Genomic DNA, 21,072 nt, shown 5'->3' with positions numbered 1-21,072 from the left:
GCGGAACTCCGATGCGGGACCGGGTGCTCGCGGCGGTTGCCGATGCCGCGCCCCGGATCGTGGTCGGCTCGACCGGCAGCCTTCCGGCCGGGGTCCGGGAAACCCGGGAGGAGCCGCCGGGCGGTGGGCCGGTCGCCGCCACCGCCGCCGGGCTGGCCCTGGTCGCCGAGCGCGCCGATCCGGGTACGACCATCGTTGCGCTGCTCGCCGCCGACCTGCCGCTGTTGACGGCGGCGGCGGTGCGGGACCTGCGTACCGCACTGGCCCGGTCCGATACGGCGGACGGTGTCGTCTACCTCGACAGCGACGAACGGCAGCAGTGGCTGTGCGGCGTCTGGCGGCTGGGGTCGTTGCGCGCGGCGCTCGGCAGGCTGGCCGCCCGGCACGACGGCGTCCTGGCCGGTACGTCGATGCGGGCCCTGATGGCGGAGTTGACCGTGATCGGAGTGGCCTGGGGTGGAGCGGGTCCGCCGCCCTGGTTCGACTGCGACACTGATGACGACCTACGCCGGGCGGAGGAATGGATTCGATGACGACGATGGACCGCTGGGTGGCGGCGGCGTGTGCCGAACTCGACCTCGATCCGGCGGATCTCGACGTGCCGCAGGTTCTCGATCTGGCCCGCGACGTGGCTCATAACGTGCTCCGGCCCGGTGCGCCGGTCACCGCGTACCTGCTCGGGGTCGCGGTCGGTCGGGGCGCGGACCCGGTGGTCGCGGCGGCCGGACTGGCCAGCCTGGCCCAGAACTGGCCCCCGGACGGGTCCGACGTGCCGGAGCCCGCCTAGCTGTCCGGCCGCCGCCCCCTGCCGGTGGTACCCCGTCGGCAGGTCCGGTCAGGAAGCGGTCGACCGGGCCAGTTGGAACGGGAGCCGGTCGAAGATGAACCTGCTGTACGCGATCCTGCCGTCCCGGACGGTGACACACTCGGCGGCCGGCCCGCTCGATACCAGCGTCGTCGTCGTGTCGTACACCACGATCGCCTGCTCCTCGTCGCCGAACGCGGCGACCGTCTCGGCGCTGATCAGCATCTGTACGAACGGCTCCATCAACGCGCGGTAGGCATCCGCGCCCTCGATCCGGCCCGCCGGGGCGTCACACACGACGTCGTCGGCGACGTACGCCATGGCCTCGTCGAGATTCCTGCCCGTCCACGCCTGGTGGTACGCCAACGCCACGCGCAGCGCGGGACTGTTCTGATCGGTCATCGTCACTCCAGGTGCTCATCGGATCGGTTGTCTCTGCCGGTACCGACACCGGTCGACGCGGAAACGGAACGGTCCGGCGTGGCAGGATCCGAGCGTGACCGAGGTTCTGCTGGCGCGCGCCCGAGCCGGTGACGATCGGGCGTTCCAGGAGCTGGTCGAGCCGTACCGGCGCGAGCTGCACCTGCACTGCTACCGGCTGTTGGGGTCGTTGACCGACGCCGAGGACATGTTGCAGGAGGCGCTGCTGGCGGCCTGGCGCGGACTGGCTGACTTCGAGGGGCGGGCCTCGATCCGAACCTGGCTGTACCGGATCGCCACCAACCGCTGCCTGAACGCCATCCGTGACGGCGCACGCCGGATCCCGCCCTCGCCGGTGCCGCCGTTCCCACCGCCCGAACCGACCCGCCGCTCGGAGACGACCTGGTTGCAGCCGTACCCTGACGCGCTGCTCGACCGGGTGCCCGACCAGGGGCCGGGTCCGGAGACGCGATACGCCCTTCAGGAGTCGGTCGAGCTGGCGTTCATGGCCGGGCTCCAGCGGTTGCCGCCGCGCCAGGCCGCCACACTGGTGCTGCGCGACGTGTTGGGGTACTCGGCGGCCGAGGTGGCCGGGATGCTCGACACCACCGAGACTGCGGTGAAGGGTGCGCTGCAGCGGGCCCGGGCCACGCTGGACCGGAGCCTTTCCACGGGGCACCGGGTGGCTGCCGGCTCGTCCCAGGAACAGGAGCTGTCAAGGCGTTTCGCCGCGGCGTTCGTCGCCCGCGACCTCGAGGGCTTGCTGGGGCTGCTCACCGACGACGTCTGGCTGGCCATGCCGCCGGCGCCGCACGAGTACCACGGCCCGGCCGCCGTGGCGTCGTTCCTCCGGGCCAGCGGGGCATGGCGGGGCCAGCGGCGCCTGCTGCTGGTGCCGACCCGGGCGAACCGGCAGCCGGCGTACGGCTGCTACCACGCCGAACCGGGCGAGCAGGTCGGCAGGCCCGCAGGGATCATGGTGTTGACCATCGTCGGCGCCGGGATCGGCGGGATGACCCGGTTCCTGGACAACCGGTTGTTCGACCGGTTCGGGCTGCCGTCGCTGGCCCGGACCGGGGAGTACGCCCCTTCCCGGCCTGCCTAGCGCTCAGTGGCCGTCGCCGGCAACCCGCTCCGGACGACCTGGCCGGCGTGGCGGTACCGAGTCCGCTCATCGGGCCCGTCGTCGACCGAGTTCGGCCATCCGCTCGGCCATCCAGCGGCACCACTGAATCCGGACCGGCGTGCTGAGCACCGCCAGTTCCAGGGTGGCGTACGCGCCGAACTGGGGATGTGCGGGATCGTCCCCGTTCCGGCTGCGCAGCTCCGCATGCTGGGCGCGGAAGTCGTCGAGTCGTCGCTGGTACGCCTCGGCCTCGGCGAGGTAGAACTCCCGCATCCGGTCCGGATCGGCCGCCGCGAGGGCGTACGTCTTGAGCACCGCCTCGTCGCGGGGGGCCCGGGGTGCGGGTGGTTCGACCAGCCAGGCGGCGAGGGTCTCCCGCCCGGCGGCGGTGAGCCGGTGCGTCTTGCGTTGTCTCGGCCCTGGACCGTCCTCGGCGTCGTGCTCGATCAGGCCGGCCGCCGACAGTCGGGCCAGCTCGGGATAGATCTGGCTCTGCCGCGCGGTCCAGTAGTAGCCGATCGGTTTCGCCATCCGCTGGACCAGGTCATATCCGGTGAGCGGGCCTCGATGGAGGGCGCACAGCAGGGCGTAACCCAGCGCGCTGACGGTAGCCAAACTGTTATCTCCTGATCATGACATTGCTATGTCATTTTTGACATAGTCCCACGACAACAAGTGAATGCTGAGACGGGGGACCCGATGCGCAGAGTTGGACGATCGATCCTGGCCACGGTCGCGTTGACGGCGGTCATCGGCACCGTCACGGGATGTGGCGCGGAGGACGACGCCGGTCCGGACGCCGCCCCGAGCCCGACCCGCTCGACCCGCCCGGAGGTCCCGCCGGCGCCGGGCGACCACAGCATGGCGCTCGACCGGGCAGGCAAGGAGCGGACCTGGGTACTGCACGCCCCGCCCGGATACCGTCCCGGTACGCCGACGCCGCTGGTGATCGCCCTGCACGGCACCGGCCAGAGCGTCGACGCGCTGGGCAGTACAAGCGGACTGAACGCCCTGGCCGACAAGGAGGGCTTCCTGGTCGCCTATCCGAAGGCACTGAACACCCAGTTCAGCCGGGTGGCCGAACAGGGCGACGACATCAACTTCGTGAGGGCCATCGTCGAGCAACTGGTCAGTACCTGGTCGGTCGACCCCACCCGGGTGTACGCGACGGGCTTCTCCTCCGGCGCCGAACTGACGTACGCGCTGGGCGTCGAGGCCGCCGAGGTCTTTGCCGCGATCGCGCCGGTCAGTGGGGCCTTCAGCAGTGGCCCGGCGGCGAGTGACCCAAATTACAAACCGTCCCGGCCCGTCTCGGTGATCACCTTCATTGGCCGGAACGACCGCAACTCCTCCCGGATGTACGGCGGGCTGGCCCGGTGGCAGCGCAATCTCGGCTGCAAGGTCGGCGAGCCGGCCTGGGTCGACCCGGTCAAGACGGTGAACCGCACGACCAGCACCTGCGCCGATGGCAGCGAGGTCGTCGACTACACGGTGAACGGGATGGGACACGCCTGGCCAGCCGCGACCGGGTACAAGGCGGCCGTCGATGCCAGCGTCGCGATGTGGGAGTTCTTCGCGACCCACCCCCGCCGTCCGTGACGGTTCGCACTCCGATGGTGTCTGATCGGGGTCCGCACTATCCCTGGCACCCGGTCCGCTGGGTAGGGTGTGCGGTGCCCTGACGGACGGAGGCGGTTATGGCGGCTGAACACCCTGAGGCGCCGGGGGACGAAGTGACCGAGGGGAACCCGGCCGATCATCACGAGTCGATCCTGCTCGACGAACCGACCACCGCGGACCTGCGGGTCAAGGTGACCGAGGCGTGGCAGGAGTTCGCTCGGGCGCTCGCCACCCAGATTCGCGGCCTGCCGCCGGGGGCGCAGGTCGCGTTGACTCTCGATCCGACCGCGTCCGGCACCGGCGACGCGGTCTACTCGGTGAGCATCGAGCTCGGCGACGACGGTCGGATCGACGTACGGGCGGTGGGTAATGCCGCCCTGCCCCAGGGGTACCGGCTGGACCGCGCCGCGGTCGCCGACATGATCGCGCTCGGTTGGTCGCCGCCGGGGGTGGTCGAGGGTTCCGGCGGCCACTTCGGGATGCGGGTCCGTACGGCCGACGCGGCCCGTCTCGCCACCACGGTCTCCCGGACCCTGCGTGACGTGTACGGAGCGCCGCACCCCGCGTTCCTCGTCTTCCTGGTCCACGACGAGTCCGACGAGCCGATCGCCGTCGAACCGCTCGGCACCGCCCGGCCGGAGGTCGCCGCCGACCAGAACCTCGACCTCGATCTCGACGAGGCGCTCGCCGCCGCCCGGGCCGCCCAGGCCGGCGAGGAGAGCCTCGCGCTGGAGGAACGGGTCCGGACCGTGGTCTCGGCGATGATGAAGTCGTCGGCGGAACAACTCCAGGTCGATTCCGACGGTGACATCGGCATCCGGGCCGGCTCGGCGATGGTCTTCGTCCGGGTCCGGGACAACCCCCCGCTGGTCGACGTCTTCTCGCCCGTGCTCACCGAGATCGAGCCGACCGAGCAGCTCTACGTCAAGCTCTCCGAGCTGACGAACCGGATGCCGATCGGCCGGCTCTACTGCACCAATGACACCGTCTGGGCCTCCATCCCGGTCTTCGGCCGCAACTTCCAGGCCACCCATCTGATGCTCGCGGTGCAGGTGATGACCGGTCTCGCCGACGAGTTGGACGACCGGCTGCACGGCGAGTTCGGCGGCCGGCGGTTCTTCGGCGAGGGGGACAAGCCGCAGCACCGCGATCCCGGCGAGCACCGGACGGGGATGTACCTCTAGTCCACCCGGACCTGGCCCGGCGGTCGGCCCGCCGGATCAGGTCTGGATCAGGTCCGGACCAGGTCCGGACCAGGTCCGGACCAGGTCCCGACCAGGTCTGGATCAGTTCCAGATCAGGTCCGGATGACGCCGAGCGTGCTCAGGGTGGCGAGGTCGGTGGCCTTGACGGCACCGTCGGAGACGGTCCAGAGGACGCCGTCGATCATCAGCGAACGACGGATCGTCCCGTCCAGCCCGGTCGACGTCGGCTTCACCTCGGCGTGGTCGACCCGGCCCGCCTCGGTGAAGCCACCGTCGGTCACCCGCAGCACCAGCGCCCCGCCCGTCGCGCTGGCGTCCGTCGTCGTCCGGCCGTACGCGGACAGCGGCACCACCAGCGAGTTCGTCGCCGGCCAGTAGAGGAAGGCGTGCGGGTCGAACTCGGCCTCGGAGTGGCCGTACCGGACGTGGTGCTGGGCGATCCGGGTCGGCCTGTCCAGATCCGAGACGTCGAACAGGGAGACCTGGGTGCCCTGGACACGACCCCGCGAATCCGCCTCCTGGCCGATCCCGATCAGCCGTCCGGCACCGACCGGATGCAGGTACGCCGAGTAGCCGTTGATCTTCAGTTCTCCGGTGACCCTCGGCGACCTCGGATCCCGCAGATCCACCGTGTAGAGCGGGTCGGTCTGCCGGAACGTCACGACGTAGCCGGTGCCCTCGGCGAACCGCACGCTGTAGATGCGTTCCCCCTTGCCCAGTCCGGTGACCCGGCCGGTCTCGGTCAGCGTCCGCCCGTCCGCCCGCAGCACGTAGACGCTGGAACTGGACTTCGAGTTCTCGTCCCAGATGCGACCGCTCGTGGTGGCGACCCGCAGGTGCCCGTCCCATTCGGAGAGCGCGTACTGGTTGATCAGAAAGCCTGGGACGGTCGCGGCGGTGACGTACCTGGGGTGGCCGGGACCCGAGGTGTCGAACTGGTAGATCTCGGTCTGCTCGTCCTTCGCCTCCGGCACCGCCGTCTTGTTCTGGATCAGGGACGGCATCACCCGCCAGCGCAGGTCGCTGGCGATGTAGAGCCGTGACCCGTTGCTGTAGACGGTGTCGCCGTCGGCGGCGACCGTCACCGGGTCGCCGTCGCCGAGGCTGGCCGTGCCGAGGTCGAAGCTGAGGATGGAGATCAGCGACGTGCCGGAGTAGACCGCCGGCCGGCTCACCCGGTCGCAGCCGACCCGTCCGGTGCTGGTCCGACCGTCGGCGGTGACGGTCTGGTAGCGGGGCAACCAGGCGTCGATGCCGGCCTCGTCGACGATCTTCCGGTTGGTGGCGAGGTTCTTCTTCTCGTTGACCGGCCCCTCGCTCTTGTTGAGCGGGAACTCCAGTCGGGGTGCGGACCGGACCACGACTCGGGCGGTCGCACCGACCTGCCGGGCGTCGACCAGGTCGCCGTCGAACCGGTACTCGCCGAGGATCTTCGGCGGGCCGGCGAGGTCGACCAGGATCAGCCGGGCGCCCGTGATCACGTTCTTGTCGATCGGCGGCATGTCGTCACCGCCCCGGCGGATGCCCTCCGGCACGGCCATGCTCTGGCCCCGGACCAGCACCAGCGCCCGGTCCCCGTGCAACAGCAGGTTGGTGTCGAACCAGCTGCCGTCCGGGCCGGAATCCAGCTTCAGGCTGCCGGTCAGCCGGCGACTCGCCGGATCGACCACCCGCAGCGTTCCCCGGCTGACCGTGACGATCCGCCGACCGTCCGTCTTCACCAGGTCCGGTTCGTCCACCCCGGCCTCGTGGGTGTTGGTCCCCGAGTACGCCGGGCCCGCCGCCGTATCCTGCGCGCCGGCGCTGTCCTCGGCGACACCGGCCCGCTGGGGCCCGCCGGCATCGCGGCCGGTGAACGCCGGGCCACCCCGTCCCCAACCGCCACTGGCGAAGCCGTACGGCCCGACGTACGCCTTCGCGGCGGATTTGAGCTGCGCCAGCGCGTCCGTACAGGAGTCGAAGGCGACGAGCCGGAACCCGCTGGCCGGTACGCCGGGATCGGCCGGCGGCGGGGTCGGCTCCGGGTCGGCCGTGCAGCCGGCGAGCAGGGTGCCGGACAACAGCGTCAGGCTGGCGAACAGCGCTGTGCCGACGGTGGCGGCTCGGGTTCCCCGTACGCGTCTCATGCCCGGTTCGACGCGCCGCCCCGCGTTGGCGTTCCCGATCGATACCCGGTTCCGGTCCGGCACGTCGGTCGCCGGACGCGGACCTGGTGCGGTCGATGTCGACCGCACCAGGTGCCCCTACCGTGCTGCTGCCGGATAGATCCTCAGTCCCGGGCAAGGATCGGGAGGATCACAGCGGCGGGTAGGCGTTGGCGAGCAGCTCCCGGAACTGGGCCTCGAACCAGTGTCCGGAGAGCGGGGCGTCCGGCAGAGCACCCGACATGTTGTTCTGGTTACGCGGGTTCCCGGTGTACGTCGGGTCGCACATCCGGTCGAAGCCCTTGCCCTCGTCGTTCTCGATCTCCCGGCTGGCGCCGTCCGACTCGCCCGGGGGCTTGATCCAGACGTACGCGTCGATGCCGTCCTCCGGGGCCGCGGTCGGCCGCTCTCCGATGCCGGCGCCGGACTGGTTGCACCAGTTGCCGAGGTGGATCCGGCGGTCGATCCGTGATTCGTTGACGAAGGTGTTCGGGTCGGTCGAGCTGCTGGCGCTGGTCGGCCGCGCCGAGCCGCCCCAGCCGTTGCGGGAGGTGTCGATCAACATGCCGATGTTCGAGTTGAAGCCGACCGAGACGAGTTTGTCCCGGTACGCCTGGGCGTACGACAGCTCGTCGACGAAGCGGTTCCAGTCGACCCAGGTCGTGTTCTCGCGGACCGGCCGACCGCCGACCACGGTGTTGGCGTCGAAGAACTCCTCACGCAGCGCGCCGTAGTTGGCGGTGTTGCTGATGAAACCGTGCACGTCGTCCACGGTGCTGCCGTTCGCGGTCGCCGCCTCGTGGAAGAGTTCCGCGGCCGCGTTGAAGTTGTCGTCCCAGCCGAGCCAGCCGTGGTGCCCGATGTCGATGTAGTTGTAGGTGTTCTCCAGCGAGCCGAGTTGCGCGAGCGCGTATCCCACTCCGGCGACATAGTTGCCGTTGGCCAGCATTTCGTCGCACTCGGGCGTCGCGGTTTCCCGGGAGCCGACGTTGGTGACCAGGTTGGGCAGCGAATCGATCTCGACGATGTTGACGATCCGCAGGTCGGCATAGGCCGGATCACCCATGATCTCGACGATCGGATCGATGTACTCGGACTGGTAGATGTCGATGTCGTCCGGGCCCAGTTCGCCGTTGCTGGCCAGCGCGGAACAGTCCCGGCCGGGCAGGTTGTAGATGACGATCTGGATCAGGTCGGCGCCCTGCTCGACGGCGGTGTCCAGGTGGGCCCGCAGGCCACGGGCGCCCCCGGTGCCCTCGATCGCGGCGCGGCGGTCCAGCCAGACCGCGGTGGGCTGGTCGGCGATCGCGGAGCCACCGCTGGCGGTGGCCTTCGCGGCCCAGTCCGGGTTCACGTAGACCGTGGCTCCCTCGTACGGGTTGTCCACCCGGGGAGCCGCGCCGGCCGGACCGGCGTTGCCGACGATCAGGCCGGAGACGAGGGTCAGGGCCGCGGCGGCGGCCAGTCCTCGACGTGCCGGTGTCCACTTACCTCGATGTAAGTGATTGGTTTCCATCGAATACTCCTTGGCGCGGTCTCGACCGCCGTCGCGGTCCGGTCGGGACCACGCGACGGGCTTTTCAGGTCGGTGGTGCTGATGGCCGATCACCCGCGTTGGTGGCTGGCGGGATTCGGCGTCGCGTCGCCCATTTCCGGAAATCGGTTGCCCTGGGCGACGTAATGTTCTTGCCCGGCTCCGCGACTACAAGTACCAATTGATGCCCATCATTACATGGGAACGCTTCCGCTGCAACCAGTGGGAAACGGGACAGAAATATCAACATGATCGAATGCCGCATCTGCGCCGGTCATGCCCAAAGCGGCGGGATCAGCTTCCGGTGCGTCGTGGGAAGGACGGAGCGCGTGATCAGGACGGTGCGCGTGATCAGGACGGTGCGCGTGATCAGGACGGTGCGCGTGATCAGGACGGTGCGGGGACCACGGTCGGTGAGTCGACCAGCCGGGACAGCACGATCATGCTTCGGGACGAGGTGACGAAGGGCTCGGCGCGGAGTCGCTCCAGTGCCTGCTCCAGATGTGCGATGTCGGCCGCCCGGAGATGGACCAGCGCGTCGGCCTCGCCCGACACCGTGTACGCGGCGACCACCTCCGGGTGCCGCCGGGTAGCCACGGTGATCTGGGTCGGCGTGGTCCGGCCGGTGCAGAAGAGTTCCACGAAGGCCTCGGTGTTCCAGCCGACGGCCGCCGGGTCGATGACGGTGGTGAATCCCCGGATGACCCCGGCCGCCCGCAGTCGATCGACCCGCCGCTTCACGGCCGGGGCCGAGAGCGAGACCCGGGAACCGATCTCCGCGTACGACGACCGGGCGTCGGCCACGAGCGACGCAATGATTCGCTGGTCAATCTCGTCGATCTGCAACGTTCTGCCTCTCGCAGGCAACAATTTCGGCTGTTAGTGAACCTGTACCGTACCTACCCTTGGATCCGTGAACCAGCCGAGGATCCCCAGAAAGCGGACATATCTTCTGTGTCCGCCGGAGTACTTCACCGTGGAGTACGCGATCAACCCGTGGATGGACACCGCCACCCCGGTCGACCCGGAGCTGGCGGTCAAGCAGTGGCACCAACTGCGGGAGACGCTGCTGGACCTTGGTCACACGGTTCACGAGCTCACCCCGGAGCCGGGCCTGCCCGACATGGTCTACGCGGCGAACGGCGCGTTCGTGGTGGACGGCACCAGCTACGGCGCCCGGTTCCGGCACCGGCAGCGGGCCGCCGAGGCGACGGCGCACCGGGCCTTCTACGACGCGTACGGCTGGCGGTTCGTCGCGCCGGCCGAGACCAACGAGGGCGAGGGCGACTTCGCCTACCTGCCGGACGCGTACGGTGGCCTGATCCTGGCCGGGTACGGCTTCCGGACCTCCTCGACCGCGCACGCCGAGGCGCAGGAGGTGCTCGGTCGCCCGGTCGTCTCGCTACGGCTGGTGGACCCGCGCTTCTACCACCTGGACACCGCGCTGGCCCCGCTCGACGACCAGAACATCGCCTACTTCCCGGGGGCGTTCTCGGTCGCCTCCCAGCGGGTGCTGGCCCAGCTCTTCCCGGACGCGATCCTCGCGGACGAGGTCGACGCGTTCGCCTTCGGGCTGAACCTGGTGAGCGACGGGCGGCACGTGATCCTCAACAGCGAGGCCACCGGAATGGCGGCCAAGGTCGCGGCGGCCGGATACACCCCGGTCCAGGTCGAACTCGCCGAGCTGAAGAAGGGCGGCGGCAGCGTCAAGTGCTGCGTCGCCGAACTCCGTCCCTGAGCCGCCGAACTCCGTCCCTGAGTCGCCGAACTCCGTCCCTGAGTCGCCGAACTCCCTCCCCGGGGCGGCCGGGTACGCCATCCGGGCCGAATTCAGCCCTCTCCTGAGCCGGGCCCGACACGCTGTCGGGCCCGGACCTCGATGGTGGTGCGGCGGATCAGCCGAGCGTCGCCAACTCGTTGATCATGACGTTGGAGAGCACCTGCCCGTCGAGCTGCACCCGGCGCAGGTACCACTTCTGCTGCGGCGTACGCGGCTGGTTGAACTGCCACGGACCGCGCGGGCTGTCGACCTGGCCCACCTTGCCCAGCGCCAGGTTGAGCTGTAGCGGGTCGAGATCATTTCCGGCGATCCGGATCCCCTTGTCCAGCACCTGCGCCGCGTCGTACGAGGCCATCGCGTACGTCGTCGGGGCCGAGCCGTGTGCCTTGCGGAAGGCCGAGGCGAATCGACGGTTGGACGTGTTGTTGAGGTCGGCCGAGTAGTTGAGGGAGGTCATGATGTTCCTGGCCTCCTGCGGCTTCAGCTGGCCGAGGACCTGTCCCTCGGTGAGGAAACCGGGGCCGTAGACGGCCTTGCGGTAGCCCGCCGCGTGCAGCCGCTTGAGGAACTGGACGGCGGCCTCGCCGGACAAGCAGCAGTAGAGCGCGTCGGGATTGCGGTCCATCAACTGGTCGATCTCGCTGGCGTACGCGTTCCGGTCGGGCTTGCCGGCGATGTACTTGGTCCAGATGACGGGGTCGGCGATCCGATCCTCGGACTCCCCGAAGCTCTGCCGGAAGCCCTGCACCGCGTCCTGCCCGGCGTCGTACCGGGGCGCGACGATCGCCACCCGGCCGTTGGCCGGGACCCGCTCCCGCATGTACGGCGCCAGCGCCCTGCCGGCCTCGTCGTTCACGTACGAGGTACGCCAGATGTAGACGACGCTCTGTAGGGTCGACGGCGAGGCGTTGGACCCGATCAGGGGCACCTTGCCCTGCTCCACCGCATCCCGCAGACCCAGCATCACCGACGAGTTGACCACGCCGGTGAGTGCGAGGACGTTCTGCTTGAGCAGTCCGTCCAGGGCGGCCTTGCCGGACTCGACCGTGTCGCCCTCGTCCGCGATGACCAGCTCGACGGGGTGACCGCCCAGCCGCTGGTCGTTCAGGTCAAGATAGAGCTGGAAACCTCGTACCATTTCGTCGCCAACCGGCTTGTAACTACCGGACTGTGCGGTAATCATGCCGATTCGAACGGGTACATCGCTGACCGCTTCGCCCGACTCGTTGGTGTTGGTCAGCCGGCTGCATGCGGCAGCCAGTCCCGTAGCGCCCAGCGCGCCCAGAATCTTGAGCGCTTGTCGGCGGTCCATTTGCGACACGGATTTCCTCCCAGGGCGGCGCTAGGGTTCGCAGCCCCTCCGGGGTTCTACCGGCTATGCGGAGCTGCGTCAATGGAGTCTGATCATCCGGTTATCGAATGTAACCCGGCTATCACCGCAGACCAGACGTCCGATTCCGGATCTACGAGCCCGAAATGCTCGGAGTTCGGCAACTCGACCATTCGTAACTCGGCCCCGGAGTGACCTACGTCGGCAGCGTAGCGGCGGCTCATCTCCACCGGTACCTGCTGGTCCAGCGTTCCGTGCAGGATCACCGTACGGACCTGTGGCGCGGGGCTCCGAGCCGGGTCCGTGTGGGCGTACCGCTCCGGGACGTCGTCGGGACCCCCGCCGAGCAGGGCGGCGACCGCCCCGCCGTCCAGGTCGAGCCGGTACGCCTGGGCGAGATCGAGGACCGGCGCCAGGGCGAGCACCCCGCGTACCCCGATCGGCTTCCGCAGGGCGTACCAGAGCGCGAGGTGCCCACCGGCGGAGTGCCCGAGCAGGATCGGGGGGCCCGGTGCCATCCGCCCGGCCGGCATCGCGGCGTCGGTCAGCGCCGGAAGGGCATCAACCCCGGCGGCGACGTCGTCGAAGGTGCCCGGCCATCCTCCGCCCGGCTGGCCGGTCCGGCGGTACTCCAACTGGGCGACCGGATAGCCCCGTCCGACCAGGTCGGCGGCGAGCGGGCCGGTGTGCCGGCGGTCGTACTCGGCACGCCAGAAGCCTCCGTGCACGACCACCACCAGCGGTCGGGGTGGCCCGGCGGCGGTGCTGGGCCACCTCAGGTCGGCGACCTGCTCCGGGTCCGGTCCGTACCTGACCAGCGCGTCCGGTGGCGGCGCCGGCCGGTCGAGCACCGCACGCGGATCGTCGGACGGCCGGGCGGGATCGGTCGACGGTACGACCGGCGGATCCCCGTGCGGGTCCGACCAGCCCTCGCCGACCGGGCCGTCCGGAACGGCTGACCTGGTACGGAAGCTCTCGGCCATGGCGGTGACCGTACCGCGCGTGATTCCGGCGGGATCCGCCCTGGTCCCGGCGAGCGGCGGATGGGTGGCTTGAGCGAAGATGGGGACATGACCGACGTGCCACGTTCCCAGAAAGACAGCGACGAGTCGGCCACGGCGGACAACCGGCCCGGCGGCGCCGTGCTGGTGGTCGGCCCGGACGGCCGTCCCGTCGGCACCGCCACCGTTCCGACCGACGGCGAGCCGGCGGACGAGGACCCCTCGCGGCTGATCGAGCAGCCGGCGAAGGTGATGCGGATCGGCAGCATGATCAAGCAGCTGCTGGAGGAGGTCAAGGCCGCTCCGCTGGACGACGCCAGCCGGCAGCGGCTGCGCGAGATCCATCAGCGGTCGATCGTCGAACTCGAGGACGGGCTCGCCCCGGAACTCCGCGACGAGCTGGAACGGCTGTCCCTGCCGTTCGGTGAGGGCACGCCGAGCGAGGCGGAGCTGCGGGTCGCCCAGGCCCAGTTGGTGGGCTGGCTGGAGGGGCTGTTCCACGGCATCCAGGCCGCACTGGTCGCCCAGCAGATGGCGGCCAGGATGCAGTTGGAGCAGATGCGCTCCGGCAACCGTCCGGCCCTGCCGATGGGTCCGGGTGCGGCGATCCCCGGCATGCCCGGCGTCAACGGTCCCGGCGGTCACCCCGGCGAGGGGCCCGGCCCCGGCCAGTACCTGTAACCGGCCGACCGCCGGCCGACCGCCGACGGTCAACCGGCTGACGGCCGACCGGCGGGGGTTCCCTCAGGCGTTCGAGGCGGGATCCGGCCGGTCGGCCGCGAGCAGCGCCTCCAGGTACGCGGCGACGCCGTCCTCCTCGTTGCTCCCGGTCACCTCCCCGGCGATCTCCAGTACGGCCGGGTGGGCGTTGGCCACCGCGACCGCCCGGCCGACCCAGGTGAGCATCGGTACGTCGTTCGGCATGTCCCCGAAGGCGATCACGTCGTCGGCGTCCACCCCCAGTTGGGCGCAGTACCAGGCCAGTCCCGCCGCCTTGGTCACCCCGGCCGCCGAGATCTCGATCAACCCCGTGTACGACGAGTGGGTCGCCTCGGCCAGCCCGGCGAGGGCGCCGGCCACCACCTTCACGAAGACGTCCGGGTCCTGGGTGCCGGCCCGGGCCAGCAACTTCACCGCCGGGGCCGACAGGAGGTCCTCGGCGGTCTCGATGGCCCGGATCCCGGGGTAGCCGCGATCCCAGTTCAACAGGTACTCGGCCTCGTGCCGCAGCTCCCGCCCGTCGGTGACCTCCACGGCGAAGTTCACCCCCGGCACCTCGGCCCGGAGCCGTCGTACCACCTCGGCGAGCAGGTCCGGGGCGAGCGGGTCGGTCCGGAGCACCCGGTCGGCGATCGGGTCGTACACCACCGCACCGTTGGCGCAGATCGTCGGCAGCGGCGCGCCGAGCTGCTCGTACACGAGATGCAGCCAGCGGATGGGACGACCGGTCACCAGGACCACCCCGACACCCTCGGCGGAGATCCGGGAGAGCGTCTCGACGGTACGCGCGCTGAGCGTCTTGTCCTTGTGCAGGAGCGTGCCGTCGAGATCCGTGGCCACCAGCCGGGGTAGTCGTCCCATCAACGGGAGAGTAGTCGATCGAGGTAGACCGCTACCCCGTCGTCGTCGTTGCGCAGCGTGACCTCGTCGGCGGCCCGCCGTACCAGCGGATGCGCGTTCGAGACGGCCACCCGGCCCCAGCCGGCCCACTCGAACATCGGCAGGTCGTTGGGCATGTCTCCGAAGACCAGCACCTCGGCGGGATCGACCCCGAGCGCCTGGGCCACCACGGTGAGTCCGGTGGCCTTGTCCACGCCGGGCGGGCAGATCTCGATGAAGCCGAGACCGGCCTGGGTGATCGACGCCTGCTCCGGCGGCACGACCCGGCGGGCCGTTTCGAGCAGGGCGTCCACGTCGTGGTCCGGGGTACGGGCGAACGCCTTGATCACGTCCGTCTTCAGGCAGTCGAGCCGGGTCCGCGCCTCGAACCGGTCCGGATACGGCCAACTCGGGTCGAAGTCGCCCCACAACGGGTCGTCCGGGCCGTCCAGCGCCTCGACCATCACGGTCAGCGGGCCGACCTCGGCCTCGATCGCGAGCAGCAGCTCGGCCAGGACGGCGCCGGGCAGCCGCTCGTCCCGGAGCACCACCGGTCCGGCCGGGTCGGTCTGGTCGACCACCCGTCCGCCACCGGCCATCACCAGGAAGTCGGCCGCCCGGATGTCGTTGCGGGTCAGCTCGGACAGGCGCGGCCCACGGCCGGTGGCACCCACCACCGGGATGCCGGCCGACCGCACCCGGTCCAGCACCTCGTGGGTGTACGCCGATACGGTGTCGTCGCTGCGGACAAGTGTTCCGTCGAGATCCGTGGCGATCAGCTTCGGCAGTCCGGGTCGGGGCATGGCTCCTCCTTCGCCCCGCCCGCCGGCCCCGGTGAACTGCCGGAACGCGCTCCTACCGGGTCAGCCGGCGGTGGCGGGGCAGCAACCGTATCTCACCTTGTGCGGTCGCTCCATGACATTTGTGTGAAGTGATCCTCACCTGTGGGAGATCAGTTCGGTTCGAGCACGTCCCGGCCGCCGAGGTACGGCTGGAGGGCCTTCGGGACCCGTACCGAGCCGTCCGGCTGCTGGTGGTTCTCCAGGATCGGCACCAGCCAGCGGGTGGTGGCCAGCGTGCCGTTGAGGGTGGCGGCCACCTGCGGCCGGCCCTGCTCGTCCCGGTACCGCACGTTCAGCCGGCGGCCCTGGAAGGTGGTGCAGTTGGAGGTGGAGGTGACCTCGCGGTAGCGGCCCTGCGACGGCACCCAGGCCTCGCAGTCGTACTTGCGGGCCGCGCTGGTGCCCAGGTCGCCCGCTGCCACGTCGATCACCCGGTACGGCACCTCCACCTTGGCCAGCATCTCCTCCTCCCAGCCCAGCAGCCGGAGGTGCTCGGCGTGCGCCTCCTCGGGCCGGCAGTAGGAGAACATCTCGACCTTGTCGAACTGGTGGACCCGCATGATGCCCCGGGTGTCCCGGCCGTACGACCCGGCCTCGCGGCGGAAACACGACGACCAACCGGCGTACCGGGCCGGCTCGGCGAGATCGAGGATCTCCCCCGAGTGGTACGCGGCCAGCGGCACCTCGCTGGTGCCGACCAGGAACAGGTCGTCGGCTTCGAGCCGGTAGACCTCGCTCGCGTGCGAGCCGAGGAAACCGGTGCCCTCCATCGACTCGGGCTTGACCAGCGCCGGCGTGATGGTGGGGACGAAGCCGTACTCGACCGCCTGGGCGATGGCGAGTTGCAGCAGGCCGAGCTGGAGCAGTGCGCCGACGCCGGTGAGGTAGTAGAACCGGCTGCCGGAGGTCTTCGCGCCACGCTCGACGTCGATCGCCCGCAGCCCTTCGCCCAACTCCAGATGGTCGCGCGGGTTCTCGATCTCGGGCTTGGCACCGACCTCGCGCAGCACCACGTAGTCGTCCTCGCCGCCGGGCGGGGTGCCCTCCTCGACCACGTTGGGGATCGCGTACTGCGCCCGGCGCAGGGTCGCGTCGGCCTCGGTGACCGCCGCCTCGGCCGCCTTCACCTCGGCGGAGAGTTCCTTGGTCCGGCGGAGCAGCTCGGCCTTCTCCTCGGCCTCGGCCCGGGGCATCCGCTTGCCGAGCTGCTTCTGCTCGGCCCGGAGCGCCTCGAAGCGACCGACCGCCGACCGCCGCTGCTCGTCGGCCCGGAGCAGGTCGTCGACCACGGATTCGGACTCGCCACGGGCACGCTGGCTGAGTCGTACGGTTTCCGGATCGTCGCGGAGCAGACGCAGGTCAATCACGGGAACCGAGCCTACCGGTGAGCGCCGCCGTAGGTGTATCGAGATACGCCCCTGCCGGGACCCGGCGAGGTCAGTGGGTGAACGGCTTGGTCGGGGTGACGGTCAGGTCGATCGGCGTCGAGCGGTCGTCCTCGTCGTCCGGGTCCGGCGCCGAGGCCGACCGGGGGCGACGCCACGGCCAGTCGCTCTCCTCCGGCGTGGCCGGATCGGCCGGCCCGGTCGGGGTTGCGGCGCCGTCGTCCGGCACCACGGTGGTGGCCGTCCGCCGGACGAAGCGCCCGGCGAGCAACAGGGCCAGGCCGAGCCCACCGCTGCCCAGGTACGCCAGACCCAGTCCCCGGCCGTAGGCGGTGACCAGTCCGCCCAGTTCGCCGTACACCTGCCAGTCGTTCGTGAGCGAGTCGAGCGAGCCGGTGACGGCGACCAGCATCCCGATCACCGCCGCGGTCAACGCCAGACCGAGTACCCGGGCGTTGTGCCGGATTCCGGGAGATCCGAAGAAGACCAGCGCGAGACAGCCGATCATCCCGAACACGCCGACCAGGTACGCGGTGCCGAACGTCGCCAGGTCCGCCACGCCGCTGGCCAGTCCGATCGGGGCGCCGGTCGGCGATCCCTCGGTCGGCATGACGGTGACCGCCCAGTCAGCCAGCAGCGAGGCGAAGATCGCCCCCGCGCCGAGGATCGCGACCACCGGCACCAGCCGACCGTCCCGACCGAGCCGGGAGAGCACGAGGCTGGCCCGCCGGCCGTTACGCGGACTGTCGCCCCACGACACGACGCTGGCACCGTCCGCTGTGGGTTCCGTCTCGTCGCCCGGTGCCGAGGGATCGTCCGGCGCGGTGTCCTGGTGTCCGACCGGCCGGTCCTGTCGGGGGATGGGGAGGTCGGAAGACATCACTGGCCCCTTCCGCGGCACGCTCTTGCGTCGATGATGTCACAGCATCCGTCGGCGCCACCCCCGCCGCTCCGCTCCGATCCGCCGCTGCGGCCCCCGCCCGCGTTCGACGGCTTCCGCCGGGTCGTCGCGCCGCCGGACGCTTTGAGCTAGCGTCGGGACCATGCCTATCCGCACCGCATCCGCCCGCTGGCAGGGCAATCTCACCGAAGGTTCCGGCACGATCCGCACCGGCAAGGGCGGTTTCGAGGGGCCCTATTCGTTCAAGTCCCGCTTCGAGGAGGGTGAGGGCACCAATCCCGAGGAGCTGATCGGCGCGGCCCACGCCGGATGTTTCTCGATGGCGTTCTCCAAGGCACTGGCCGATGCCGGGTTCACCCCCACCTCGGTCGAGACCACCGCCCAGGTGCACCTGGACAAGACCGAGGCCGGCATGACCGTGACCCGGATCGACCTCGACACCGTCGGCGCGGTACCCGGTATCGACGAGGCTCAGTTCGCGAAGCTGGCCGAGGGGGCGAAGGCCAACTGCCCGATCTCCCGACTCCTCTCGCCGGGCGCCGACATCTCCCTCACCGCCCGCCTCTCCGCCTGACCTGACCCGCCAGATCGCGGTGATCGGGGGCACGACCGCCGGGCCGACGGCCCGACGGTCGACAGGTCCCTGGTCATCGCGGTCTTCTATTTCCGAGCCCCGTGCCGACCCGGTCGGGTGCGGCACAATGGGTGCCGTGCCAGTCGAGATGAGCCGCGAGCGCTTCGAGGAACTGGTCGGCGAGGCCCTCGACGAGGTGCCGGAGGAACTCCTCGGCCTGATGAGCAACGTGGTCATCCTGGTCGAGGACGAGTCGCCCGAGGACGGGCCGGAACTGCTCGGCCTCTACGAGGGGCACGCGCTGACCAGCCGTGGCTGGGACTACGGCGGGGTGCTGCCGGACCGGATCCTCATCTACCGCAACCCCATCCTGCGGATCTGCGACAACGACGATGACGTCGTCGACGAGGTCGCGATCACGGTCGTACACGAGATCGCCCATCACTTCGGGATCGACGACCACCGGCTGCACGAACTCGGCTGGGGCTGAGGTCCGCGGTCAGTACCCCAGAGCCGGGTGGCTTGCACCGGTTGCCTACCCTCGGTCATCCACCCGTCAGGAGGAACGTGATGCGCAGCGCGCTGTTTTCCGCAGAGAACCTGGAGAAGGAGTCCGCCCAGCCAGGGATGCGGCTACAGAACTCCAAGATGCTGAAGATCGAACTCAACGGCGAGGCGATGGCCCGGGTCGGGTCGATGGTCGCCTACCAGGGGCAGGTGCAGTTCCAGGCGTTGGGCTCCGGCGGGCTCGGCAAGTTTCTCAAGCAGAAGCTCACCGGCGAGGGTGTTCCGCTGATGAAGGTCACCGGTCGGGGGGACGTCTTCCTTGCCGACTACGCGGCGGACGTACACCTGATCGACCTCGAACCGGGCGACGCGTTGTCGATCAACGGCTCCAGCGTGCTCGCGTTCGACTCCACCCTCCAGTACGACATCAAGATGGTCGGCGGGGCCGGCATGATGTCGTCGTCCGGCCTGTTCAACTGCGTGTTCACCGGTTACGGCCGGATCGCCGTCACCACCAAGGGCACGCCGGTGGTGCTGAACGTCGACCAACCGACGTACGTCGACCCGCAGGCCGCGGTCTGCTGGTCCGCCAACCTCCAGACCGGCTACCACCGGGCCGAGCAACTCGGGCTCGGCACGCTGCTCGGGCGCCGGACCGGAGAGGCGTACACGATGAGCTTCGCCGGACAGGGTTTCGTGATCGTCCAGCCGTCCGAGGAGCCGCCGATCCAGGGCAGCGGCCAGCAGGAGCAGCAGAGCGGCGGGCTGCTCGGCGGGCTGCTGGACTGAGACCGCGCCGGCCGTCGAGCCGGAGTTCGCCGTCGACGCCGGGGTGCCCGCCCGGGGCGCCCCGGAGTCGCGGAACGGCCCGCCGGGACGCTCCTGTCCTGCGTCAGGACAGCTCGTGTCCTGTGTCAGGACAGCTCGCCCGAGCGCAGCCGGGACAACCAGGCCGCCGCGTCGGCGTAGTCGACGTCCGAGAGGCCGGCGGGCGCCGGGACAGGTCGGTCGGTCCCCGACGTGGTCCAGCGATGCCTCGGGTACGACCCCAGGAAGCGCACCTCGGCGCAGATCCGGCGCAGCCCCTGCAACGCCTCACCGACCCGGTCCTCGTCGACGTGTCCCGTGCAGTCGAGGAAGAACGCGTACCGGCCGAGTGCCTCGCCGGTGGGCCGGGACTCGATGCGGGTCAGGTTGACTCCGCGTACCGCGAGTTCCATCATCACAGCGAGCAGCGCGCCGACCCGGTCGTGGGCGATGTACACGGCCAGTGAGGTCAGGTCGTCGCCGGTCCGTGGCGGCGGCGGGCCGGGCCGGCTGAGCAGCACGAACCGGGTGACCGCGTCGTCATGGTCCGCGATCTTGTCAGCGAGTACGTCCAACCGCTGCCGCCCGATGCTGAACGGCGCACAGATCGCGGCGTCCTGCTCGCCCCCGGCCGCCGCTGCCGCCGCTGCGGCGTTGGAGAGGACGTCCACGACGACCGCGTCCGGCAGGTTGTCCCGGAGCCACCGCCGGCACTGGGTCGACGCCTGCGGGTGCGCCGCCACCGTGCGGATTCCGGCCAACGCCTGACCCGGACGGGCGGTGAGCACGAACTCGACCGGCAGCACCACCTCGCGCGTGATCACCAGGGGAGCGCCGTCGACCATCTCGTCCAGGGTGATGGCCACGGCGCCGCCGATGGAGTTCTCCAACGGAACCAGGGCCGCGTCGGCGTCCCCGGCCCGGACCGCGTCCAGCGCCTCGGGAACGCTGCGTGCCGGCGTACGGCTCCCGCGCTCGGCCGCGGGAATGGCGCGCAGCGCCTGTTCGGCGAAGGTCCCCGCAGGGCCGAGATACACGAAGCGGGTCGGTGGGGTTCCGGGCATGACACCCAGCCTACAAACCTCCGATGCTGGACGGCGGCGCGTCGCAGGCCGCGGTCCGGATCGCGGTCGGCGCCTCGGTACGCACCCGGATCGTGCAGACCTCGGTGCCGGCGGTGATCAGCCGCAGGGCGCTTCCCTTACCAGTCGTCACCGCCTGCAACGGCTCGCGGCCAGCCACCGCGACGACGCTGAACTGCCAGTTGGCCGCGCACAGCGGTCCCACCTGATAACTGACCCGGGCGCTTCGTGGCAGGTTGGCCGAGCGTCGGAGCAGGGCCGTCACCTGCGCCTGACTCGGATTGCCCGCGCAGGTGACGAGCCCGCTGGGCGGCGTCGGTGACGCCGTCGGCGGCGGCGTCGGGATCGGGACCGGAGTCGGGGAGGCCGGAACGGTCGGGGTGGGCGTGGGCCGGGCCGAAGGGGAGGAC

The 21,072-nt window shown here is 70.4% G+C and carries 23 protein-coding genes; 10 read left to right on the top strand and 13 right to left on the bottom strand.

The window, feature by feature from the left end:
• Window positions 1–533: molybdenum cofactor guanylyltransferase (gene mobA, locus I0C86_RS03835; protein ID WP_230393503.1), on the top strand; the 533-nt coding region annotated here is incomplete at its 5' end.
• Entirely contained in the window at window positions 530–787 is a 258-nt protein-coding gene (locus tag I0C86_RS03830; protein WP_196199790.1) for a DUF6457 domain-containing protein, read from the top strand. The genes mobA and I0C86_RS03830, both read left to right, overlap by 4 nt.
• A gap of 48 nt (window positions 788–835) precedes the next feature.
• On the opposite strand, the gene I0C86_RS03825 is transcribed toward I0C86_RS03830, so the two are convergent.
• Window positions 836–1,207 carry a nuclear transport factor 2 family protein gene (locus I0C86_RS03825; RefSeq protein WP_196199789.1) on the bottom strand — a complete coding sequence of 124 codons (372 nt, stop codon included), beginning with the start codon at window positions 1,205–1,207 and terminating at the stop codon, window positions 836–838.
• 94 nt (window positions 1,208–1,301) lie between these two features.
• Between I0C86_RS03825 and I0C86_RS03820 the strand changes: the two genes are divergently transcribed.
• A complete protein-coding gene (locus I0C86_RS03820) occupies window positions 1,302–2,330 on the top strand; it encodes an RNA polymerase subunit sigma-70 (RefSeq protein ID WP_196199788.1) in 1,029 nt (342 codons plus the stop codon).
• Between the two features lie 66 nt (window positions 2,331–2,396).
• Here the strand turns inward: I0C86_RS03820 and I0C86_RS03815 are convergent, their stop codons facing one another.
• On the bottom strand, window positions 2,397–2,966 hold the full coding sequence (locus I0C86_RS03815; protein ID WP_196199787.1) for a PadR family transcriptional regulator: 570 nt from the start codon (window positions 2,964–2,966) through the stop codon (window positions 2,397–2,399).
• An 84-nt stretch (window positions 2,967–3,050) separates the two neighbouring features.
• On the opposite strand from I0C86_RS03815, the gene I0C86_RS03810 reads away from it, so the two are divergent.
• Both I0C86_RS03810 and I0C86_RS03805 read left to right on the top strand, forming a co-directional pair.
• The gene (locus I0C86_RS03810; protein ID WP_196199786.1) at window positions 3,051–3,950 is read left to right on the top strand and encodes an extracellular catalytic domain type 1 short-chain-length polyhydroxyalkanoate depolymerase; all 900 of its coding nucleotides are present in this window, start codon (window positions 3,051–3,053) and stop codon (window positions 3,948–3,950) included.
• A 98-nt stretch (window positions 3,951–4,048) separates the two neighbouring features.
• A complete protein-coding gene (locus I0C86_RS03805; protein WP_196199785.1) occupies window positions 4,049–5,155 on the top strand; it encodes a T3SS (YopN, CesT) and YbjN peptide-binding chaperone 1 in 1,107 nt (368 codons plus the stop codon).
• Between the two features lie 113 nt (window positions 5,156–5,268).
• Here I0C86_RS03805 and I0C86_RS03800 read toward each other — a convergent pair whose 3' ends face one another.
• The 3 genes from I0C86_RS03800 to I0C86_RS03790 form a co-directional block, all read right to left on the bottom strand.
• The gene (locus tag I0C86_RS03800) at window positions 5,269–7,302 is read right to left on the bottom strand and encodes a beta-propeller domain-containing protein (RefSeq protein ID WP_196199784.1); all 2,034 of its coding nucleotides are present in this window, start codon (window positions 7,300–7,302) and stop codon (window positions 5,269–5,271) included.
• 169 nt (window positions 7,303–7,471) lie between these two features.
• The gene (locus tag I0C86_RS03795) at window positions 7,472–8,836 is read right to left on the bottom strand and encodes a glycoside hydrolase family 6 protein (RefSeq protein WP_196199783.1); all 1,365 of its coding nucleotides are present in this window, start codon (window positions 8,834–8,836) and stop codon (window positions 7,472–7,474) included.
• A gap of 405 nt (window positions 8,837–9,241) precedes the next feature.
• Window positions 9,242–9,700, bottom strand: coding sequence for an Lrp/AsnC family transcriptional regulator (locus tag I0C86_RS03790; RefSeq protein WP_196199792.1), 459 nt, complete (start codon window positions 9,698–9,700; stop codon window positions 9,242–9,244).
• A gap of 106 nt (window positions 9,701–9,806) precedes the next feature.
• On the opposite strand from I0C86_RS03790, the gene ddaH reads away from it, so the two are divergent.
• Window positions 9,807–10,592, top strand: a complete 786-nt coding sequence (gene ddaH, locus I0C86_RS03785; protein ID WP_196199793.1) for a dimethylargininase — start codon at window positions 9,807–9,809, stop codon at window positions 10,590–10,592.
• Between the two features lie 157 nt (window positions 10,593–10,749).
• Here the strand turns inward: ddaH and I0C86_RS03780 are convergent, their stop codons facing one another.
• Together I0C86_RS03780 and I0C86_RS03775 are read right to left on the bottom strand one after the other, a co-directional pair.
• Complete coding sequence (locus I0C86_RS03780) at window positions 10,750–11,955, bottom strand: ABC transporter substrate-binding protein (RefSeq protein WP_196199782.1); 1,206 nt, start codon at window positions 11,953–11,955, stop codon at window positions 10,750–10,752.
• Between the two features lie 83 nt (window positions 11,956–12,038).
• Entirely contained in the window at window positions 12,039–12,947 is a 909-nt protein-coding gene (locus tag I0C86_RS03775) for an alpha/beta hydrolase family protein (protein ID WP_196199781.1), read from the bottom strand.
• Window positions 12,948–13,007: 60 nt separating this feature from the next.
• On the opposite strand from I0C86_RS03775, the gene I0C86_RS03770 reads away from it, so the two are divergent.
• Window positions 13,008–13,646 (top strand): bacterial proteasome activator family protein, encoded by a 639-nt coding sequence (locus I0C86_RS03770; RefSeq protein ID WP_407676261.1) that lies wholly within the window; start codon window positions 13,008–13,010, stop codon window positions 13,644–13,646.
• Window positions 13,647–13,709: 63 nt separating this feature from the next.
• Here I0C86_RS03770 and I0C86_RS03765 read toward each other — a convergent pair whose 3' ends face one another.
• The 4 genes from I0C86_RS03765 to I0C86_RS03750 all read right to left on the bottom strand — a co-directional run bounded on the left by I0C86_RS03765 (window position 13,710) and on the right by I0C86_RS03750 (window position 17,671).
• A complete protein-coding gene (locus tag I0C86_RS03765; protein WP_196199779.1) occupies window positions 13,710–14,546 on the bottom strand; it encodes an HAD family hydrolase in 837 nt (278 codons plus the stop codon).
• Window positions 14,546–15,367 (bottom strand): HAD hydrolase family protein, encoded by an 822-nt coding sequence (locus I0C86_RS03760; protein ID WP_196199778.1) that lies wholly within the window; start codon window positions 15,365–15,367, stop codon window positions 14,546–14,548. The genes I0C86_RS03765 and I0C86_RS03760 overlap by 1 nt, the downstream gene beginning before the upstream one ends.
• A gap of 149 nt (window positions 15,368–15,516) precedes the next feature.
• A complete protein-coding gene (gene serS, locus I0C86_RS03755) occupies window positions 15,517–16,773 on the bottom strand; it encodes a serine--tRNA ligase (RefSeq protein ID WP_196199777.1) in 1,257 nt (418 codons plus the stop codon).
• 70 nt (window positions 16,774–16,843) lie between these two features.
• Complete coding sequence (locus tag I0C86_RS03750; protein ID WP_196199776.1) at window positions 16,844–17,671, bottom strand: hypothetical protein; 828 nt, start codon at window positions 17,669–17,671, stop codon at window positions 16,844–16,846.
• Window positions 17,672–17,834: 163 nt separating this feature from the next.
• Between I0C86_RS03750 and I0C86_RS03745 the strand changes: the two genes are divergently transcribed.
• The 3 genes from I0C86_RS03745 to I0C86_RS03735 all read left to right on the top strand — a co-directional run bounded on the left by I0C86_RS03745 (window position 17,835) and on the right by I0C86_RS03735 (window position 19,562).
• Entirely contained in the window at window positions 17,835–18,266 is a 432-nt protein-coding gene (locus I0C86_RS03745) for an OsmC family protein (RefSeq protein ID WP_196199775.1), read from the top strand.
• A gap of 127 nt (window positions 18,267–18,393) precedes the next feature.
• A complete protein-coding gene (locus I0C86_RS03740; protein ID WP_196199774.1) occupies window positions 18,394–18,756 on the top strand; it encodes a metallopeptidase family protein in 363 nt (120 codons plus the stop codon).
• Window positions 18,757–18,836: 80 nt separating this feature from the next.
• Window positions 18,837–19,562 carry an AIM24 family protein gene (locus tag I0C86_RS03735; RefSeq protein WP_196199773.1) on the top strand — a complete coding sequence of 242 codons (726 nt, stop codon included), beginning with the start codon at window positions 18,837–18,839 and terminating at the stop codon, window positions 19,560–19,562.
• 125 nt (window positions 19,563–19,687) lie between these two features.
• Here the strand turns inward: I0C86_RS03735 and pheA are convergent, their stop codons facing one another.
• Together pheA and I0C86_RS03725 are read right to left on the bottom strand one after the other, a co-directional pair.
• Window positions 19,688–20,644 carry a prephenate dehydratase gene (pheA, locus tag I0C86_RS03730; protein WP_196199772.1) on the bottom strand — a complete coding sequence of 319 codons (957 nt, stop codon included), beginning with the start codon at window positions 20,642–20,644 and terminating at the stop codon, window positions 19,688–19,690.
• Window positions 20,645–20,654: 10 nt separating this feature from the next.
• Window positions 20,655–20,927: a hypothetical protein gene (locus I0C86_RS03725; RefSeq protein ID WP_196199771.1), complete on the bottom strand. Its 273-nt coding sequence runs from the start codon at window positions 20,925–20,927 to the stop codon at window positions 20,655–20,657.
• Between the last annotated feature and the right edge of the window lie 145 nt (window positions 20,928–21,072).

This window comes from Plantactinospora alkalitolerans (genome assembly GCF_015690345.1).
In the GTDB taxonomy this organism is placed as follows: Bacteria; Actinomycetota; Actinomycetes; order Mycobacteriales; family Micromonosporaceae; genus Plantactinospora; species Plantactinospora alkalitolerans.
Note: the sequence above shows the minus strand (reverse complement) of the source record. Positions and strands in the feature narration are given on the sequence as shown.

Bases quoted from the DNA above. Each gene is read 5' to 3' on its own strand.
- I0C86_RS03795 (WP_196199783.1), bottom strand. From the start codon at position 8,836: ATGGAAACCAATCACTTACATCGAGGTAAGTGGACACCGGCACGTCGA.
- I0C86_RS03745 (WP_196199775.1), top strand. From the start codon at position 17,835: ATGCCTATCCGCACCGCATCCGCCCGCTGGCAGGGCAATCTCACCGAA.
- I0C86_RS03735 (WP_196199773.1), top strand. From the start codon at position 18,837: ATGCGCAGCGCGCTGTTTTCCGCAGAGAACCTGGAGAAGGAGTCCGCC.
- I0C86_RS03800 (WP_196199784.1), bottom strand. From the start codon at position 7,302: ATGAGACGCGTACGGGGAACCCGAGCCGCCACCGTCGGCACAGCGCTG.
- I0C86_RS03760 (WP_196199778.1), bottom strand. From the start codon at position 15,367: ATGCCCCGACCCGGACTGCCGAAGCTGATCGCCACGGATCTCGACGGA.
- I0C86_RS03750 (WP_196199776.1), bottom strand. From the start codon at position 17,671: ATGTCTTCCGACCTCCCCATCCCCCGACAGGACCGGCCGGTCGGACAC.
- I0C86_RS03740 (WP_196199774.1), top strand. From the start codon at position 18,394: ATGGGTGCCGTGCCAGTCGAGATGAGCCGCGAGCGCTTCGAGGAACTG.
- I0C86_RS03765 (WP_196199779.1), bottom strand. From the start codon at position 14,546: ATGGGACGACTACCCCGGCTGGTGGCCACGGATCTCGACGGCACGCTC.
- I0C86_RS03805 (WP_196199785.1), top strand. From the start codon at position 4,049: ATGGCGGCTGAACACCCTGAGGCGCCGGGGGACGAAGTGACCGAGGGG.
- I0C86_RS03775 (WP_196199781.1), bottom strand. From the start codon at position 12,947: ATGGCCGAGAGCTTCCGTACCAGGTCAGCCGTTCCGGACGGCCCGGTC.
- I0C86_RS03825 (WP_196199789.1), bottom strand. From the start codon at position 1,207: ATGACCGATCAGAACAGTCCCGCGCTGCGCGTGGCGTTGGCGTACCAC.
- I0C86_RS03830 (WP_196199790.1), top strand. From the start codon at position 530: ATGACGACGATGGACCGCTGGGTGGCGGCGGCGTGTGCCGAACTCGAC.
- I0C86_RS03810 (WP_196199786.1), top strand. From the start codon at position 3,051: ATGCGCAGAGTTGGACGATCGATCCTGGCCACGGTCGCGTTGACGGCG.
- I0C86_RS03770 (WP_407676261.1), top strand. From the start codon at position 13,008: ATGGGTGGCTTGAGCGAAGATGGGGACATGACCGACGTGCCACGTTCC.
- pheA (WP_196199772.1), bottom strand. From the start codon at position 20,644: ATGCCCGGAACCCCACCGACCCGCTTCGTGTATCTCGGCCCTGCGGGG.